Source organism: Pseudomonas sp. rhizo25 (genome assembly GCF_031931935.1).
In the GTDB taxonomy this organism is placed as follows: domain Bacteria; phylum Pseudomonadota; class Gammaproteobacteria; order Pseudomonadales; family Pseudomonadaceae; genus Aquipseudomonas; species Aquipseudomonas synxantha.
In genome coordinates this window covers 21,784-40,486 of sequence record NZ_JAUJXA010000008.1, presented here as the reverse complement: position 1 = coordinate 40,486, position 18,703 = coordinate 21,784, and the positions used below count along the sequence as shown (strand labels likewise).

Here is an 18,703-nt window from a genome sequence, read left to right as displayed (position 1 = left end):
AAAAGCGATTTTGGCGAGGATTTAGTTACAAAGGGGCCACTAAATTGCCTTACTCTGCGAACTTCAGGCAGCCGTCGCAGACATGGCCCACGTCAGGGCTTGAGTTCGAACAACGCCGGCATCGGCGGCCACTCCGAAGGGACTTTGCGGAAGTGGCTGAACCCGGCGGCTTGCGCCATCTGGCGGGCGCGCTTCTCGCCCATGAACGCTCCCAGCCCTGCCCCGCCATGGGACAGCGAGCAGGTCATGCAATAGAGGGTGCTCTGCGGGTACATCACCCGGCCGAACAGGTTCATGTTCTCGTGCAGCTCCTCGGACAAGTTGAGTTCGACCATCAGGTAGGTGCCGTCTGCGGCCGTGGCTGCGCGCAGGTCCTTGAGCATTTGCTGGGGGTCGGTGGCGTCGTGGATCACCACGAAGGTGGTCACGAAGTCGAATTGCTGGCCGCGCAGCGCATCGGAATCGTTCACCTCGAACTGCACCCGGTCGCCCACGCCGGCCGCCTCGGCGTTGGCCCGCGCCAACTCGATGGAGGGCAAGTGGAAGTCGCAGCCGACAATCCGCGCCTCGGGATAGGCCTTGGCCATGGTGATCGCCGCCAGGCCGGCGCCGCAGCCGAAGTCGAGCACACTGCCGCCGGACTTGAGTTTCTCTTCGACGCCGTCCAGGGAAGGGATCCAGTGCTGCACCAGGTAGTGCTTGTACCAGGGCATGGTCATGCGCTCCATGCCTTTCCAAGTCTCCAGCGGGAACGCCTCCTCGGCGCAGCCGCCGCCATTACGGAATGCTTCGATGACCTTGGGTGCCATGCTCACGAACGGCACGCTCAACTGGATGATGCCGCCGGCGAAATACGGCGAGTCTTCATCGGCGAGCACCGGCACGAACTCCGCAGGCATCTGGTAACGGCGCGTGGGCGCGTCGTAGGTCACATAGCTGCCGGTGACCATGCTGCCCAGCCATTCACGCAGGTAGCGGGCGTTATAGCCGGTCTTCTGCGCCAACTCCTCCAGGGTCACCGCCTCGCCGTCGGCCAGGGCCTTGAACAAGCCGAGCTGGTCGCCGATATAGAGCATGGCGCCGCGCAGGGTGTTGCCGTAGTCCTCCATGATACGCGCCGAAAACTGTTGGACCTTGGCTTTATCAACTGCCGTAACGTTTGACATGTGTCGCTCCTTGATAAGTCTGTTGGGTGATCACTGCTTAGCGGGCCGCCAGTTTGGACAGCACGTTGTCGACGATACGGTCGGACATCCCCAGGTGGGTCCTGGGCTCGAACAGCCGAGCCAGTGCGCCGGTGTCCATGGCGGCAACCACCCGCGCATCAGCCTCGATCGCGGTGCGGATCGACACGTGATTGCGCTGGCTCGCCTGGGACACTTCGAAGATGATTTCGTAGGCGCTGCTCTTGCCCAGCTTGCGCGCCATTTCGAACACCACGGCTTCGGTGCAGATGGCATCGCCGTAGGCGTGGGCGGTGCATTCCATCTTCTGCACGTTCACAGTGAGCCCGTCGATGGTGTCGGTGAGGATCGACAGCGCCATCAGCGCGTAGTGGGAAACGTCCGCGACCGCACACCACTCCAGGCGCGTGCCGCGGTAATCGCGTTCGTGTTCAAGGATCATCGCATCCAGTGCGAGCATGACTTGGGCCTTGGCCAGCCGCGCCAGCACCACCACCTGCTCGCAGCCTTCCGGGTTGCGTTTGTGCGGCATGGTGCTGCTGCCGATCTGCTGGTCGCTCCAGCCCACTTCCACCTCAGCGATTTCCCAGCGATTGAGCGTACGGATTTCATCGGCCACCCGGGCCAACGAGGCCGTGACCATGGCCAGGGTGCTGACGAACTCCGCAACCCGGTCACGGGACACGTGCCAGCCGGTCAAGGGCACCTGCAATGACAAGCGCTCGGCAAAACGCTCCAGCATCGGTATCGCCTCCGGACCGAACGCGGCCATGGTGCCTACCCCGCCGAACAGCTGCACCACCAGCACGCGCTGGCGTGCCTCGGCCAGGCGCTGGCGATGGCGCAGCAGCTCATCGATCCAGCCGGCGACCTTCAGCCCGAAAGTGGTCGGCAACGCCGGGATCGAGTGGGTCCTGGCGACCATCAGCGAATCACGGTGCGCATCGGCCAGCGTCGACAATTTGCCCAGCAAGGTTTCCAGGGCCTGGTCCATGGCGTCGAGGACGTCGCGCATTTCCAGGGACTGGGCAGTGTCCTGGATGTCCTGGGTGGTGGCGCCGTAGTGCACGTATTCGCGGGCACTCGGGCTGCAGTTCTTTTGCAGGGCGCTGAGCAATGGCATCAGCGAATGACCGGTAGCCGCCACGCCATCGGCCAACTGGCGCACATTGATGCCCGACAGCAACGCGGCTTTTTCGATGTCCAGGGCCGCCTCACGCGGGATGATATTGACATCGGCCTGGGCCATGGCCAGTGCGGCTTCCACATCCAGCCAGCGTTGCAGGCGGCAATGGCTGCAGAAGATCTTGCGGCTCTGCGGGCCGGCATAGCCTGAGCCGTGGGTTTTCGAGTCGAGGATGTGGCTGTGTTCATGCCGGCATTGTTCGCCGTCATGACCCAGGCCCGGGTGTTCCGAACGTGCGGTGCAAGACGCACGGGCTGCCATTTCCAACGTTTGCGCATCCATCACATACCCTCCATTGCGTACAGGGACTGACCGGTATTGCCTTGGGTTTCTACTAACCCTTCAAGACGGGGTATCGCTTTATTCGCCACCAGGTCGACCATGTCTGCCGCCAGCCCGGTGTAGGCCGCCGGGTCAAGCAGGTCGTCCAGCACTTGGCGACTGAAACAGCCGTGCAGGCGCGAGTCGCTGAGCAGGGCTTCGCGAAAAGGACGACCCTCGACCTGGGCCTGCTGGGCTATTTCGTGGACCAGCTGATGAGCCGTCTGCTTGCCGAACCGTGGCGCCAGCGCGAGCATGATGCGCTCCGACAGGATCAGCCCGCCGAGCATGTCGAGGTTGCTGCGCATGCGCGTTTCGCGCACATCCAGCCCGGCCAGCAGCACACCCTCCATACGGGCGAGCAAGGCGCCGGCGTAGACAAACAGCTCCGGCAAGGCCGCCCATTCGATACGCCACGTGGTGCCGTCGCGCTCATGCAACTGGAACGCCGCATCAGTCAGTGCAAGCATCTGCGCGCGCACCAGCCGCGACAGCGCACTGATCAGGTCCACCGTCGACGGGTTCTGCTTGTGGGGCATGGTGCTGCTCCCCACCTGCCCTGCCCGGCGGCCTTCACGCACTTCATCGATCTCGGTGCGTTGCAGGTGGTAGATCTCATTGGCTACGCGGCCCAGGGTCGCCGACGCCTGGACCAGCAGCCACGCCGCCTCCAGGATGCGGTCGCGGGCGCTGTGCCAACTGCTCAACGGTGCCCCCAGGCCGAGACGTTCCAGGGTGCGGCGCTGCACCTCCAAACCCTGCGGGCCAAGCGCCGCCAGGGTGCCCACGGCGCCGGTCAGGTTGCCCACCATTACCCGGGCATACGCCTCGTCGAAGCGTTCGAGGTGGCGATCGATCTCATCGACCCACACCGCCACCTTGTAGCCAAACGTGGTGGGCAATGCTTGTTGCCCATGGGTGCGGGCGACCATCGGCGTGTGCTTATGCCGCAGGGCGAGCGTGAGCAAATGCCCACGGATGGCGCGCAAGCGCTGCAACACCAGGCCCCAGGCCTCGCGGACCTGCAGGATCAGCCCAGTATCGAGAATGTCCTGGGTGGTCACACCGTAATGCACGTACTCACCCCAGCCATCGGCGCACAAGGCCTCGAGGGCGCGAAGGGTCGGCACCAGGATATGCCCGGTCTCCATGCTCTGGCGCCCCAGGGCGTCGAGGTCCAGCAGTTCCACACTAGCCACCCGGGCGATTTCCCGTGCAGCTTCGTGGGGGATGATGCCCATCTGCGCCTGCGTCGCCGCCAGTGCTGTTTCTACATCGAGCCACTTCTGCACCTGACTGGCATCAGAGAAGATCGCGGCAAATTCCGGGGACGAGTAAGCGCCCCCGTGGATACGGGATTCAGTGATATGACTCGGCATGTCGGGTTACTCGCGTTGTCCTAAGGAGGGCTACTTCACGCGCTGCATTGCTTCCCAGACCGCGTCGTAATAGGCCCGCTCCAGCCGGAAGTGCTCGGCCAGGGACGTGAGAAAGGCATTCTGGAAACCCAGGTCCGGGATACGCCGTGCAATCAGTGCCCATTCACGCTTGGCCCGGGGTGGCACCAGGCTGATATGCACTTCGTAGTACTCCGCGTCGTCCTGGCTCAAGCCCGCATTGCGCAAGGCGTTGTACAACTTACAGTGGTTGCCGGGCACCACCAGCTCGGTGATGTAGAACACCGCCAGGCCCCAGCCGACATCGGGGTTGCGGAAACAGCGGGCACGGTTGTTCAGGTAGGCGATTTCCTCGGGCATCGTCGAGATGGCCTCGAAATCCGCGGTCAGGCCTATGGCAGCGAGAAGCTTGGCCAACAGTCGCGGATGGGAGCGCTGTTCGTCCTCTTCGCCCAGCTCACCGTAGAGATAACGGCCAAGGGCGGCCGCCTCGTCAACATCGGTCAGGTTGACCAACAGGTCGGCGGCATCCCGGTACAGGCGGTAGGTGCGGAACCACTGGTGGCGCAGGAACACCTGCAATTGCTCGCGGGACGCCTTGCCCTCGAACACATACTGCGACATCGGGTGGTTTTCCCGTGACTGCGCGGCAATCTGCTCTTCCAGGCGTTGCTGGAACGCGGCCTCGGACAACGGCGAGGCCAAGTCCGCAGACGGCATGAAACGCTCTTGCACGCTATAGATGGCATTGGCCAGCCAGCGTCGGGTCGAGGCGGTGGCGACGTCATCGCTCAGCGACAGGATGTACAGCAATTGCTGGCACTGCGCCGCGTTCGCGGCATCGCCGCGCTGGCCCGACTCACACAGGGCACGCAGCATATTGGCGGCAATTTCGATGCGATTGAACGTCGCATCCGGCTTCAGCGCTTCGGCCAACAGGCGGGCTTCGGCGGTGTGGATATTCTGCAATTGCGGCTGCGAGAAATTACGTGGGCTCATCATGTGCTCCATTATTGTTGTTTTAGGATCGCTGGGTGGTTCAGGCAGGCAGGCGCTGCGCCTGCATCTGCTGCCACAAGCTGTCGAAATAGGCCTTGTTGATTTCGAAGTGACGCTTGAGCGCGCGCATGAACGTGCGCTGAAAGCCGTCATCGCCTGCTAACTTGGCAATCAGCGCCCACATTTCCTCGGTGTCGATCTCATCCTGGGTGCCGTGCAGGCGGTGGAATTCGCTCGGCTGCTCTGGAACGTCGAGGCGCTGCAACAGCTCGTAGATGCGCCGGTGGTTGACGCAACTGACAGACTCCACCGCATAGAGCAGCGCAAGGCCCCAGGCGACATCGGTGTGGCGCACGCAGCGAATGCGATTATTCAGGTAGGCTTTTTCCAGGGGATGCAACGCAGGAAAGTCGATGGCCAGCGGAATATCGAAATACTCCATCAGATGGGCCAGCATCGCCGGGTGCGAACGCTCCGGAGTCTCGGCCCCCGCTTCACCGTAAAGGTTGCGGTAGAACACCGAGGCATCCTCGATGGCCTCGAAGCGAAAGGCCAGCTCTGCCAGCAGGCTGTAGAAGTTGTAGGAGCGGGTCCAGTGGTGTTCCAGGAAGAAACGCACGTCTTGCACAGGCGGCGTACCTTGGAACAGGTGCACCGACATGGGGTGGTTGACCCGGCTGCGAGCGGCGATTTCAGCGTCGACCAGCTGTCGGAACTCATCCACCGGCAACGCGGTGAAGCCCGGCAGGTCAACGGCGAACTCATCTTCGGCGCGGTAGACCTCACTGGCCATCCAACGGCGGGTCGGCTCAGTGCGTGGATCGCCCGGAATGTGCAGTTGCAGCAGGGCTGCCTGGTAGTGGGCGTAGGCATCGGCATCCCCCGACAAGCCTTGCCGGGTCAGCGCGAGCAGTGCTTCCAGCGCGCGGGTGACCTGGGCGTAGTGGGCGCCGGGTTCCAGGGCACTGGCCATCAGTGTCGAGGCCGTGGTGAACAGGTCGGAATCCGAGCGTTGTAACAGGGCAGCAGTATCCATTGATAACCCCTCGATTCTTGTTTTTGTGATTTGGCGTACTCGAAGAAAAGGCTAAAGGTTCCTCTAGTGGCAAGGTCAATACCTGTAGGAAATTTCTTTTCCCAATGGACATTTACCTGGCGTATGGAGAGCAAAATGTGGGAGGGGGCTTGCTCCCGATGGCAGTGGGTCAGTGCCAGATGTACTGACTGACCCGCCGCCATCGGGAGCAAGCCCCCTCCCACATTTGCACTGCCGTGCTGTGTTTTTGCTCGGCTGTGGCTAACGCAGCGCCGCAGCCCCACTGCAGATCTGCCCCGCCTGTTCACAAATCTGCCAGCCACCGCCCAGCGCCTTGTAGATCCCCACCACCGCCAAGCGCTGCTGGGTGCGCGCTGCCGTTAACGCACGGCGGCTGGTGAAGTCGGCACGTTCGGCCTCAAGCACATCCAGATACATGCCCTCGCCTTCGGCAAATCGCGTGCGCGCAAACTTGGCCGCCTCGCGATTGGCCGCCGCCTCCAGCAGCCGCAGGCCCAAGGTGCTGCCCGCGGCACTGTTGGCCTGGAACGCATCGTCGGTTTCCTGCAGGGCACGCAATACGGTCTGGTCATAGGCGATCAAGGCCGCTTGGGTACGCGCCTCGCTGGCGGCGATCCGTGCGCGTACACGCCCGGTGTCCAGCAGCGACCAGCGAATCACCGGGGCGATAAAGTTCGACTGCATGCCTGCATCACCCAGGGAGCCGAGGCTTCCGGCCAGTAGTCCGATGGAGCCCTGCACCTGGATATCCGGATACAGGCCGGCGGTTTCCACGCCTATTTGCGCAGTCTCAGCCGCCAGGGTGCGTTCGGCCGCGGCAATATCGGCGCGCCGGGCCAACAAGCCGGCCGGATCACCCACTTGCAGGGTGCGCAGGCTCAAAGTCTCACGACCGGGCCTGGCCAGCGGTGGCTTGAACCCTTGCGGTGCCTGCCCCAGCAGCACCGCCAACGCGTTGTTGGAGGTTGCGCGTCGCCGCTCAAGGTCGGGCGCTACCGCCTCGACATTGCGCAGCAAAGCCTCGGCACGCAGCCGGTCGAACTCGGTGGCAGCGCCGACACTGACCAGATGCTCCACCAGGCCCAGGCTGTCGCGCTGGCTCTGGCTGATGTCAGCGACCACGGCTTGTTCGGCTTCGATCCCTTGCAGTTCGAACCAGGTGGCGGCAACGGTGGCCGCGACGCTCGCCTGCACACTGCGCAGCAGCGCCTGGCGTGACCCCGCCTGGGCCTGCGCCACTTCAACCGAGCGTCGCACGCGGCCAAACAGGTCGATTTCCCAGGCCGCATCCAGGGCCGCACGGGTGGATTCAATGGAGCGCTGCTCGCCATATGGCGTCTCGACCTCACTGCGCCGTCGGTGCTCATAACCGAGGGCGGCGCCGCCGCTGGGCAAGAACCCTTGGCGGCTTTCGCGCAGCATCGCCTTGGCTTCGTCCAGGCGTGCGGCGGCGATGCCGATGTCATGGTTGGCTGCCAGCGCCTGCTGGATCAATTGGCTGAGAGCGGGCTCGTCGAACACCTGCCACCACTGCGCCTCGACCGCGCCGGTACCGAGACCGGCGACGGGCGCACCGAAGCTCGCCGGGCGCTGCGCGGCAGGCAACACAGGGGTGGAATAATCAGGGCCTACCGAGGCGCAGCCGGCCATCAGCAGCAACGGCAACAGCAACACTGGATAAGACAGTCTCATGATGCACGCTCCTCCAACTGCAACTTCGGACTCGACCCCTGACGCTCCACGCGCAGCGCCAGGCTGCGCATCACCACGTAGAACACCGGGGTGAGGAACAGGCCGAACAGCGTTACCCCGAGCATGCCGGCAAACACCGCGACGCCCATGGCATGGCGCATCTCGGCCCCGGCACCGCTGGCAAATACCAGCGGCACCACGCCGGCGATAAACGCCAGTGAGGTCATCAGGATCGGCCGCAAGCGCAGTTGGCAGGCGTGGATAACCGCCTCCAACGGGCTGGCGCCTTCGGCTTCGAGACTGCGGGCAAACTCGACAATCAGGATGGCGTTCTTCGCCGCCAGCCCGACCAGCACCACCAGCCCGATCTGCACGAACACGTTGTTGTCACCCTCCACCAGCCACACGCCGATGATCGCGCTGAGCAGGCACATGGGCACGATCAGCAAGACCGCCAGCGGCAGCAGCCAGCTGTTGTACTGCGCCGCGAGGATCAAATAAGCGAGCAACACACACAGCGGGAAAATAAACAGCGCCGACGACCCGGCGAGCTTTTGCTGGTAGGTCAAGTCCGTCCACTCATAGGTCACACCTTCGGGCAGCACCTCCTGGGCCAGGCGCTCCATCAGCGCCACGGCCTGGCCTGAGCTGACGCCCGGCATCGCCCCACCGGAGATATCTGCCGAGGGGTAGCCGTTGTAGTGAATCACACGGTCAGGGCCGGAACCCGGGGTGACGGTGACAAACGCCGACAACGGCAGCATGTCCCCGGCCGCATTGCGCACTTGCAGGCGGCCAATCGCCTCGGCCTGCATGCGATGGTCCGCATCGGCCTGGGCGGTGACCTTGTAGGTGCGGCCGAAACGATTGAAGTCGTTGACATACAGCGAGCCGAGATAGACCTGCAGTGACTCGAATACATCCGCCAGGCGCACACCCTGGCTCTTGACCTGGGTGCGGTCGATATCGACATTCAGCTGCGGCGCGTTGACGTCCAGGCTGGTCATCAAGCCGGCGACCTGCCCCGACTCGGTGGCTTTGGTCATCAGCACCTGGGTCTGCTGCACCAACGCCTCAAGCCCTACACCGCCACGGTCCTCGACCTGCAGCTTGAAACCACCGGTGACGCCAAGGCCAGGCACCGGCGGCGGCGGGAACACGCCGAGGAAACCGTCGGGAATGCTCGCGAACTTGGCTTGCAGGCGCCCGGCGATGGCGACTGCGGCCATGTCCGGCGAGGTTCGCTCCTTGAACGGATCGAGCATCACGAACATCACCGCCGCATTCGGTACGTTGACGAAGCCGTTGACCGACAGACCCGGGAACGCCACCACGCTTTCCACTCCCGGTTCGTCCAGGGCGACTTTCGACATTTGCCGCACCACCGCGTCGGTACGATCCAGCGACGCCGAGTTGGGCAATTGGGCAATGCCGACCAGGTAGTATTTGTCTTGCATCGGCACAAAACCCGCCGGCACAGCGTTGAAGCCGAACCAGGTCAGCGCGAGTAATCCGCAATAGGCCACCAGCGCCACGCCGCGACGGCCGACCACCTTGCGCACCGTGCTGCCATACGCCTGCGGCGCACGCTGGAACGGCCGGCCCAGCACCTCCAGCAGGCGCACGGCGCGACCGCGCAGGCTGCGCGGGTCATGTACCACGGCGGCACCTCGTGGGCGCAGCAACAGGCCGGCCAACGCCGGGCTGAGGGTCAACGAGTTGACCGCCGAGAGGATCGTCGAAATCGCGATGGTCAGCGCAAACTGCCGGTAGAACTCACCTTGCAATCCACTGAGGAACGCCGTGGGGATGAACACCGCAGCCAGCACCGAGGTAATCGCAATGATGGGGCCAGTGACCTCGCCCATCGCACGCCGCGCAGCTTGCGTGGGCTCCTCGCCGTTTTCGATATGCCGCTCGACGTTCTCGACCACCACGATGGCATCGTCGACCACAATGCCGATCGACAGCACCAGGCCGAACAACGACAAGGTATTCAGGGAAAAACCCATCAGGTGCATGACCGCGAAGGTGCCGATGATCGACACCGGCACGGCCATCAACGGGATCAGCGACGCGCGCCAGTTACGCAGGAACACCACCACCACGATGACCACCAGCAGGATCGCTTCCATCAGGGTGATCGCGACTGACTCCAGCGAAGCCCGCACAAACACCGTCGGGTCATAGGCAATCCGCGACACCAGCCCTTCAGGGAAGTTGGTCTGCAGGCGCTGCATGGTATCGCGCACTGCCTGCGCCACATCGAGGGCGTTGGCGCCCGGGCTCTGGATGATCTGCAAGGCCACTGCCGGCTCGCCGTCCAACAGGCTGCGCAGCGCGTAGGCATCGGCGCCCATCTCGATACGGGCCACATCACGCAGACGCGTGACCTGGCCGTTATCGCCGGTGCGGATGATGATGTCGCCAAATTGCTCTTCGTCCGTCAGCCGCCCGAGAGTATTGACCGTGACTTGGAAGGCCGCGCTGGAATCCGGTGCCTGGCCGACGGAGCCGGCCGCCACTTGCACGTTCTGCTCGCGCACCGCGGCAATCACATCGCCGGCGGTCAAGCCACGGGCGGCGATCAGGTCCGGGTCGAGCCACAAGCGCATGCTGTATTCGCCCGCGCCCCATACCAGCACGTCGTTGATCCCCGGCAGGCGCGACAGCTCGTCACGCACCTGGAGGTAGGCATAGTTGGAGATGTACAGCGGGTCATAACGTTTATCGGGGGATAGCAGGTGGACCACCATGAGGATGTCCGGCGAGGTCTTTTGCGTGACCACGCCGAGGCGCTGCACCTCCTCGGGCAAGCGCGGCAAGGCCCGCGACACACGGTTCTGCACCTGGATCTGCGCCATGTCGGCGTTGGTGCCCTGGGCGAAGGTCGCGGTCAGGATCATGCGGCCGTCGGTGGCCGACTGCGAGGTCATGTACAACATGCCCTCGACCCCGGTGATCACCTGTTCCAATGGCGCCGCCACCGTCTCGGCGATCACCTGCGGGTTGGCCCCGGGATAGGACGCGGTGACCTGCACCGTGGGCGGCGTGACCGCGGGGTATTCACTCAGCGGCAGATGAAAGAAAGCCACGATACCGCCGATCATCATCAACACCGACAAGACAATGGCGAAGATCGGCCGATCAATGAAAAAGCGTGGGAAGCTCATTGCACACCTCCCACAGTCAGCTGCGCCTCAAGCGGCTTGCCCTCGATACTGGCGGCCAAGGGTGTCACCTGCATACCGGGGCGCACCAACCCTTTGACGACGATGCGCTCGCCCGGCTGCAGGCCTTGCTCGATAACGCGCAGGCCGTCGGCCATCGGGCCCAGTTCGACCGGGCGGTATTCGGTCTTGTCGCCCTCACCGACCACCAGCACATAGCGGCGGCCCTGGTCGGTGCCGATGGATTGGTCGGCGATCAACACGCGAGGCTGCGCCACGCCGGTGTCCAGCTTGACCTTGGCGAACAGCCCTGGGGTCAGGCGCCCATCCGGGTTGTCGACCACCGCACGCACGCGCACGGTGCCGGTCTTGCGGTCGGCCGTATTGGCCAGGAAGTCCACCCGCCCGGCCCGTGCATAGGTCGTATCGTTGAGCATGGCCACCATGACCTTGGCGGCTTTGTCGCCCTTGGACCCGGCGTGTTGACGTGTGGCGGCAAGCGAGTGCAGGTAGGTGCGCTCGTCGACATCGAAATACACATGCAACGGGTCGACCGAAACGATCATCGTCAACGGCGTCTCCCCTCGGGTGACATAGTTGCCTTCGGTGACGAGGGCACGATCGATGCGGCCACTGATGGGCGCGGTGACGCGGGTGTAACTCAGGTCCAGCTGTGCCGTATCCAGCGCAGCCCTCGCCGCCTCGACCTGGGCCCTGCCCGCATTCAACGAAGCAATGGCGGTATCAAGACGATCACGCGCCACCACCTTCTTGGCGAACAGTTGCTCGGCTCGCCCATGCTCGGCCTGGGCCAGCACCGCATTGGCCTCGGCCTCGCGCAAACGTGCCTTGGCCGCATTCAGCGCCGCCTGAAACACCCGCGGGTCAATCACAAACAACGGGCTGCCCTTGGCCACGAACTGGCCCTCGGGCACGCTGACACTTTGCAGATAGCCGCTGACACGCGGGCGCAGTTCCACCTGATCGATGGCGGTCAACGAACCGGTGTACTCGACAAAGGGTGTCACCGCCCGCGCTACCACCTCGGCCACCGGCACACCGGGCGGCTTGGCGGCCGCAGCCGGCGGCGCGTTGTCTGTGCATCCGCCCAGCGTCAACACCACGGCCATTGCCCCGGTGATCAGGCTAATTGGTTTGGCGTACATCGTTCACCCTCCTTGGAATTTTCAAGACAAATCGACACTGGAGGTTTTTATCGGGCTTGCCACGTTGGGAAGGTCAAGCGCTATAAAACCGGGAGGTGTGTTTTTGTCTGGAGGGTGTTTGGAGCGTGGGCTGGGTGTGCAGTTTGGGAGATCTCGGCCTTTAGGCGCTTTGTTGTGGAAGGGGGCGGTGCGACGATTCGACTTGCCCTCGATGAGCATGGGTATCTACACAACTCTGACGTGCGACCGTCAGTAACCACGATGCGAAGCGAGCCGCTCTTGATCTTGCTCTGCTTTTGATCTCAGGCGCCCCGTCAAACCACGCTGGCCGGAATTCGACAGGGATTTGGGGGGTAAACCGGCAGGGATGCCGGTTTAGCCGCCCCGCGCCATGGATGGCGCGTGGCGGCGGCCCCCCAAATCCATGGCGGATTACGGGCACACCGAGCCTGGGCGAGGTGCCGAGTGGTGGGGCAAGAGCGTTTGGTTACTTTGCGCTTTTCAAAGTGACCCGCCGTAAGGGCGGAACCAATAGCGGCCGTCACCTAAACAATGGATATGTACTCGATCCAACCGAACATCCTGGTCGGCTGTGAGGCCGCCATCGGGGGCAAGTCGAATCGTCGCACCACCCACATTGGAGCTGAGACGATCAGGTCCAGGCCACCACCAAAAGCCCGGCACCTAACACCAGACACAGCGGCGAGTAGACATAGGTATCAAGGCGCGCAAACCGGGAGCCGCCGACCTTTTTGAAAAAGCCCACCAACTCCGAATCGCCAATCGCCCTGGCAAACATCAGCACCGCAATCGCACTGATGCCCCACTGCAACGCCCCATGGGACACCGGCGTGAAATACAACCCGGCGCGCAGGCAAACGAGCAAGGCAATTGCCACCAACCCCATAGCGACCAGAAAGGTGCCCAGTGCCGAGGGCTTGAACGCCGGTCGCGGCCCGCTGGCAAATTCGCCGGGCAGTTGCGGAATCGCCGCCAGGCTGCCGAATTTGCCGCCAGCGGCCCAGTAAAGATGCAGCATGCTGATAAAGGTAAAAACCCCGACAATCCATCGCGCAATGACAAAACTCATGGCGGACGCTCCCGAAAAATGTGGGAATCAGGATAGTCGCCCTGAGATTTTTTGCAGGCATTTCGTCGGCGGCTGATGGTAAAGTGCCGCCCCATGAAACTCGCCCGTGCCGACCGCTCGCTCATTGCCTGGATGCTTTACTGCTGCGTCCTGTTCAATGTGTTCGCCTGCAGCATTGGCCACGGGCAAATGGTGGGCATGCAGCTCAACGGCATCAGCGGCCAGTTCTGCACCGTAGATCCGCGTACCCAGGCGCCCCTGCAAAACAACTCTACGGATGAGAACCTGCCAACGCTGTCGAAAGCGTTCGGTTGCCCCTTGTGTTCGACCGGCGGCATGGGCCCCGCGCTCAACAGCCACCTGAACGTGGCGGTTTTGCCACAACCCCACGCGCCGCCTGCGGCGGTCGTGCTCGCTGCTGACATTCCTGCCCGCTTCACCTGGCCCACGGCTAACCCGCGCGCGCCACCTGCCCTCGCCTGATCCCTGCGCTTTCTAATCTGCATTGCCGACCGTTTCCGCGAGGAAGACGGGCGGCCGTGCGTTTGTTTTCAAGCCAAGTTTTCAGGATTCAACCATGAAACATCTACCCCTGCTGGCAGGCCTGTTCGGCTGCCTGCCTGCCTGCGCCCCTGCCCTTGAGCTGGCACCGACCACCATTGAAGGCGAGCAAAGCGTTGAGCCCGGGCTGGCCCTGGACCAACCCAGCGGTATGGCCTCGCGGCTGGGACTGAGCGTACGGGAAACCCCGGCCTCGGTGGCCATCGCCAACCGCAACGATATCGAGCGCCATGGCGCCAAGACCTTCCGCGATGCGGCCAACACCCTGCCCGGCGTCAATGCCAGCGCGCCGCCCGGGTTTGGTGGGTTTGTATCGTACCGAGGGTTTACCAGCAGCCAGATTACCCAAATGTTCAACGGCATCAATGTTGCCACGGGCCTGGCGCGGCCAGTGGATGCGTGGGTCTATGACCGCGTCGAGCTGGTGGGCGGCCCTTCCTCCTTGATCAACGGCGCAGGCTCCGTGGGCGGCTCGCTGAACTACGTGACCAAGCTGGCGAGCCGTGAGGAGCAGGCTGTCGAAGGCCAGTTGACCTATGGCAGCTACGACACCGCGGGCATGGCGTTCGGCCTCAACCATGCGCTGACCGAGCCTGGTGCCGAGGTGCAGCACTACGCACGCCTGGACGTGAGCCGCAACACCAACCACAGCTATATCGACCGCGATCAACGAGATGCCTGGAGCTTGGCGTTTTCGCTGCTCAGCGACTTGACCCCCGACCTGTCCCACACCCTGGCCCTGGAATATCAGGACGAGCATGAAGACAGCCCCTATTGGGGCACGCCGGTGCTCAACCCCAAGGCCGGCGAACTTAAGATCGACAAGCACAATCGCTTCAACAATTACAACGTCGCCGACGGTCGTTACGAACAGCGCACGATCTGGGCGCGGTCGATCATCGACTACCGGATAAACGACAGCACCACACTGAAAAACACCCTCTATCACCTCGACAGCCAGCGCGACTACCGCAACCTGGAGACCTACCAGTACAACGCCGATAACAGCGCGGTGAACCGCTCGACCGCCTATCAGGTAAGGCATCAGGGCCAACAAAACGGCAACCAGTTCGAACTGCGCCATGACAACAGGATTTTCGGCCTCTCCACCACCTGGTCCGGCGGTTTTGAGTACAAGGTCAACAGCACTACCAACAGCCCCTTGAACGTGCCTGGCAAAAGTACCGTGGAGCCGAACAACTATGACCCGGGACACTTCTATGACATCCCCGGCACCCGTCCTGGCTTCGTCAAGGACAAGACCAACCAGGTGACCACCAAGGCACTGTTCGTGGAAAACCGCCTGGGGCTGACGGATAAGCTCTCGCTGCTGACCGGCCTGCGATATGACGCCATCGACATGGACGTGACCAACCATCGCACGGTCACCGCCACCAACCCACGGCACTTCAAGCGCAGCTGGGAACCGCTGACGGGGCGTGTGGGCCTGACTTATCAATTCATCCCGTCGGCCAATGTCTACGTGCAATACAGCACCGCCGTCGAACAGCCCAATACCACCACCCAGGTGTTCGATGTGTCCACCGGCAAGCAATGGGAGATCGGTAGCAAGTTTGATTACCTGGACGGTCGCGGTTCGGCAACGGTCGCTGCCTACAAGATCGAACGCAAGGACTTTGCCGTCACTGATCCGCTGGATCCGACCAATAGCATCCCGGTAGGCGCGCAGTCGTCCAAGGGCATCGAATTGGCCAGCTCACTGCGTATCACGCCAAGGTTGCTGGCTGAAGGCAACTTCGCCTGGGTAGACGCCGAGTACGATGAGTTCAATGAGAAAATGGCCAGTGGCGCGGTGGTGTCGCGTAAAGGCAATACGCCAACCAACGTGCCCAAGCGCGTGGGCAATCTGTGGTTGACCTATGATTTTTCCGAGGATTGGCAAGGGGGTGTGGATGCGCGGTATGTCGCCCAGGTGTATGCAGATAATGCCAATACTCAGACGGTGCCGGCCTACACGCTGTTTGGCACCTTCCTGCGCTACAGGCTGGACGCCCACACCTCGGTGACCGGACGCGTGCGCAACTTGACCAATGAGGTGTATGCCGAGTTTGCCCATGTGTCGCCGGCGTATTACCTGGGTTCGCCGAGAACGTTTGAAGTCGCAATACAAACCCGATTCTAAATCTGGAATGCAAAAAAAATGTGGGAGGGGGCAAGCCCCTCCCACATTTTGATCTCCATCAAGTAGAGACGCTGTCTATTACTTGAGGGCCGACTCAACTTTTTGCGCAACATCATCGGTCAACCACGCCTTCCACACCTCAGGATGCTCCTTGAGGAACATCTGGGCCACTTCCCGTGGTGCCGTGTGGTTTTCGCTCATCTTCGCCAGCGCTTTGTTAAGCGGCTCAATGGGAAACTCGACCTTCTCGAAGAACTGGGCAATCTGCGGATGTTCCTGCTGGAACGGCGTCGATACGCCAATGCTCAATTTGGATGCCAACGAACGCGTGGGCTTGGGGTCAGGGTTGTTCGCATCGGTCAGGGTCTTCCACGCATCGGCATCAAACGGTGGCTCTTCCAACTGGATCAATTTATAGCGCCCCATCAACGGGGTCGGCGACCAGTAGTAGAACAGCACTGGCTTGCCCCGGCGGATCGAAGACGCAATTTCCGCATCCAACGCCGCGCCCGAACCGCTGCGGAAGTTCACGTAGCTATCGTCGAGGCCATAGGCCTTGAGCTTCTGCTTGTTGACCACTTCGGAGGTCCAGCCGATGGGGCTGTTAAGAAAGCGACCTTTGCCTGGTGATTCGGGGTCCTTGAACACATCCTTGTAGCGCGCCAGGTCCTTGACGCTTTTCAGGTCCGGAGCCAGCGGCTTGAGGTTTTTCGACGGGTCACCCTTGACCACGTACTCCGGCACCCACCAGCCTTCGGTGGCGCCTTTGACGGTATCTCCAAGGCCTACCACTTTGCCTTCGGCTTCGGCCTTGACCCACACCGGACTGCGACCAGCCCATTCTTCCCCAATCACCTGGATATCGTTCTTGGCCAGGGCGGTTTCCAGGGTGATGGTGGTACCGGGCAAGGTGTCGGTGGGCAGGTCATAACCCTTCTCGACGATAAAGCGCAGTACTTCAGTGATCAGGCTGCCGCTTTCCCAGTTCAGGTCGGCAAAATGCACCGGTGCCTGGGCAGCCGAGACCGGCAATGCCAGGCTCAAGGTCGTCAAGGACGCTGCCAACAGTGATTTCAATCCCTTCATGCGTTGCACCTCGCGTCTTCACAGTCATGGCGAACGGCTTTGCCGCCAATGCGCGAAGCCTCTGAATAGTTAAGTCAACGCAACTGTAGTAGAGGTTCCGGAACAGATCGGTACACGAAGTGTTTATCGGTTATTCGCTGGCCTTGAAGGTAACCAGCTCGCCCTTGCGCCATTTGGCGGCCTTGCCGGTCACGGCTTTCAGGGTCTTGGTCAGGCCTTCCTGCAATTGTTCATGGGCGGCAAATACCAGCATCACGCTGTGGCCTTCCTTGAACACAATGCCCTGGCCCTCGGCCGACGAAACAAAGGCGTAATCGCCCAACCCATACACGGTCAACTTGATATCGCGAAACTTGAGTTCGAACTTGCCACCTTCGCGGCTGGGTAACACCGCCGCACGGAAATGGTCGCCCACCTTGAGTTCCAGGCGTGGCTTGTCATCCACGACCAGCGCCGTTTCGGTATCGATCTCGGCGATATAGATACCTTCTGGGGTTTGTTCGGTGACGTAGACAAACCGCGATTGAAACTGCTTGACCAACTTTGCGCGCAAATCACCCAGCACGAATAACGCGTGCATATCCAGATTACTGACTGCCAAGGAAACGTCCCCACATCAAAAAAGCGCTGGCCGCTGAAGCGGGCAACACAAAAAACGGCCGTTACGGCACGATCACCCATTCGTTAAAAACTGAAGATAACCTACAAGGCTGGTACATACAGCCGCGGTGGACCTCAATCAAGGTCATCCGGTAGCACAGCAAATCACAGGTTTAGCGACCCGAGAATACAAGTCGAGCAACTTCAGAGAATAACCCAATCGAAAATGCAGTTTTCCGACGTCCAAAGCAAAAAAATAACCGCGCATGGAACCAGTCGCGAACTGCCGACGACAATACTAAAACAGCAACCCAGGTTAAACCACCCGAAACGCCACTGACAGGCCAACAAGATCGACAGGAGCTGAGCATGCAACGACGTCAACACGATGCTGCGTCTTTCCACAAGCGTTCATCATGGTCAGAAGAACGCCAATATTACTGCCTGCATAACGCTGATGGGTACTCGAACTCAGTCATTTATCAAGTTGTACCGGCTGGGAAGAACTTTTTCCACATCCTTGAAGTACCCAGTGGCCGGATCAAGGGGTTTCGCAGCGATCATAACAAGGCCTGCGAACTGGCCAAGACCCTGGAAGCCAAGTTGCAAGCCCTGTGTGACTCACTCGTTTCGTCACCTGGATGACTTTACCGCGCCGTCGTGCTTCAACAACTGCCATACTGGCCCGTCCATTGAAGTTTGCCCCCTGCGGGTCAGGTTTCATCAGTGCAGTTACCTTGAAGGGAAGGCTATACGTGACGGAATTTGATATTGGCGAATTTTTTATCCACGGCGATGCCAGGGAAGTAGACGGAGAGTTTCAAGCAGTTATCGTAATGCGTGCCAAACCACCCTTGACCACCGTCACTACGCATCAGGTAGAGAAGGACCGCTGGTTCAAAACCGTGGACGCCGCCGCCAGCGCCGCGAAGGACGCTGCCAAGGCGCTCAAGGCAGCCGTGGATTCAGGGGCGCTCACCTCCTGACAATCTGATAGAACTCTGCCGCGCCCCAAGCCTCCCATGCATACACACCTGAACCGCATGGAGTA

The 18,703-nt window shown here is 61.8% G+C and carries 15 protein-coding genes; 4 read left to right on the top strand and 11 right to left on the bottom strand.

Annotated elements, in window-relative coordinates:
- Positions 1–92: 92 nt before the first annotated feature.
- The 9 genes from QZR30_RS18090 to QZR30_RS18050 all read right to left on the bottom strand — a co-directional run bounded on the left by QZR30_RS18090 (position 93) and on the right by QZR30_RS18050 (position 13,262).
- Entirely contained in the window at positions 93–1,166 is a 1,074-nt protein-coding gene (locus tag QZR30_RS18090) for a class I SAM-dependent methyltransferase (RefSeq protein ID WP_056846449.1), read from the bottom strand.
- Positions 1,167–1,203: 37 nt separating this feature from the next.
- Entirely contained in the window at positions 1,204–2,652 is a 1,449-nt protein-coding gene (locus tag QZR30_RS18085; RefSeq protein ID WP_046072301.1) for a class-II fumarase/aspartase family protein, read from the bottom strand.
- Positions 2,652–4,070 carry an adenylosuccinate lyase gene (purB, locus tag QZR30_RS18080; RefSeq protein WP_056846450.1) on the bottom strand — a complete coding sequence of 473 codons (1,419 nt, stop codon included), beginning with the start codon at positions 4,068–4,070 and terminating at the stop codon, positions 2,652–2,654. Before purB ends, QZR30_RS18085 begins: the two co-directional genes overlap by 1 nt.
- Before the next feature lie 30 nt (positions 4,071–4,100).
- Positions 4,101–5,087 carry an HOASN domain-containing protein gene (locus QZR30_RS18075; protein WP_311903812.1) on the bottom strand — a complete coding sequence of 329 codons (987 nt, stop codon included), beginning with the start codon at positions 5,085–5,087 and terminating at the stop codon, positions 4,101–4,103.
- A gap of 40 nt (positions 5,088–5,127) precedes the next feature.
- Positions 5,128–6,123: an HOASN domain-containing protein gene (locus QZR30_RS18070; protein WP_311903810.1), complete on the bottom strand. Its 996-nt coding sequence runs from the start codon at positions 6,121–6,123 to the stop codon at positions 5,128–5,130.
- Between the two features lie 261 nt (positions 6,124–6,384).
- Positions 6,385–7,836 (bottom strand): efflux transporter outer membrane subunit, encoded by a 1,452-nt coding sequence (locus QZR30_RS18065; RefSeq protein WP_068967053.1) that lies wholly within the window; start codon positions 7,834–7,836, stop codon positions 6,385–6,387.
- Complete coding sequence (locus tag QZR30_RS18060; protein WP_311903808.1) at positions 7,833–11,009, bottom strand: efflux RND transporter permease subunit; 3,177 nt, start codon at positions 11,007–11,009, stop codon at positions 7,833–7,835. Before QZR30_RS18060 ends, QZR30_RS18065 begins: the two co-directional genes overlap by 4 nt.
- Complete coding sequence (locus tag QZR30_RS18055; protein ID WP_311903807.1) at positions 11,006–12,172, bottom strand: efflux RND transporter periplasmic adaptor subunit; 1,167 nt, start codon at positions 12,170–12,172, stop codon at positions 11,006–11,008. The genes QZR30_RS18060 and QZR30_RS18055 overlap by 4 nt, the downstream gene beginning before the upstream one ends.
- Before the next feature lie 652 nt (positions 12,173–12,824).
- Positions 12,825–13,262: a DUF3995 domain-containing protein gene (locus tag QZR30_RS18050; protein WP_046072294.1), complete on the bottom strand. Its 438-nt coding sequence runs from the start codon at positions 13,260–13,262 to the stop codon at positions 12,825–12,827.
- Between the two features lie 93 nt (positions 13,263–13,355).
- Between QZR30_RS18050 and QZR30_RS18045 the strand changes: the two genes are divergently transcribed.
- A complete protein-coding gene (locus QZR30_RS18045) occupies positions 13,356–13,745 on the top strand; it encodes a DUF2946 domain-containing protein (protein WP_046072293.1) in 390 nt (129 codons plus the stop codon).
- A gap of 94 nt (positions 13,746–13,839) precedes the next feature.
- Entirely contained in the window at positions 13,840–15,966 is a 2,127-nt protein-coding gene (locus QZR30_RS18040) for a TonB-dependent receptor (RefSeq protein WP_046072292.1), read from the top strand.
- A 78-nt stretch (positions 15,967–16,044) separates the two neighbouring features.
- On the opposite strand, the gene QZR30_RS18035 is transcribed toward QZR30_RS18040, so the two are convergent.
- Entirely contained in the window at positions 16,045–17,052 is a 1,008-nt protein-coding gene (locus tag QZR30_RS18035) for an ABC transporter substrate-binding protein (protein WP_056846456.1), read from the bottom strand.
- Positions 17,053–17,182: 130 nt separating this feature from the next.
- Positions 17,183–17,632 carry a hypothetical protein gene (locus QZR30_RS18030; protein WP_043050583.1) on the bottom strand — a complete coding sequence of 150 codons (450 nt, stop codon included), beginning with the start codon at positions 17,630–17,632 and terminating at the stop codon, positions 17,183–17,185.
- A 389-nt stretch (positions 17,633–18,021) separates the two neighbouring features.
- On the opposite strand from QZR30_RS18030, the gene QZR30_RS18025 reads away from it, so the two are divergent.
- Together QZR30_RS18025 and QZR30_RS18020 are read left to right on the top strand one after the other, a co-directional pair.
- Positions 18,022–18,297 carry a hypothetical protein gene (locus tag QZR30_RS18025; protein WP_052722000.1) on the top strand — a complete coding sequence of 92 codons (276 nt, stop codon included), beginning with the start codon at positions 18,022–18,024 and terminating at the stop codon, positions 18,295–18,297.
- Positions 18,298–18,407: 110 nt separating this feature from the next.
- Entirely contained in the window at positions 18,408–18,638 is a 231-nt protein-coding gene (locus QZR30_RS18020) for a hypothetical protein (protein ID WP_034120023.1), read from the top strand.
- The last annotated feature ends 65 nt before the right edge of the window (positions 18,639–18,703 follow it).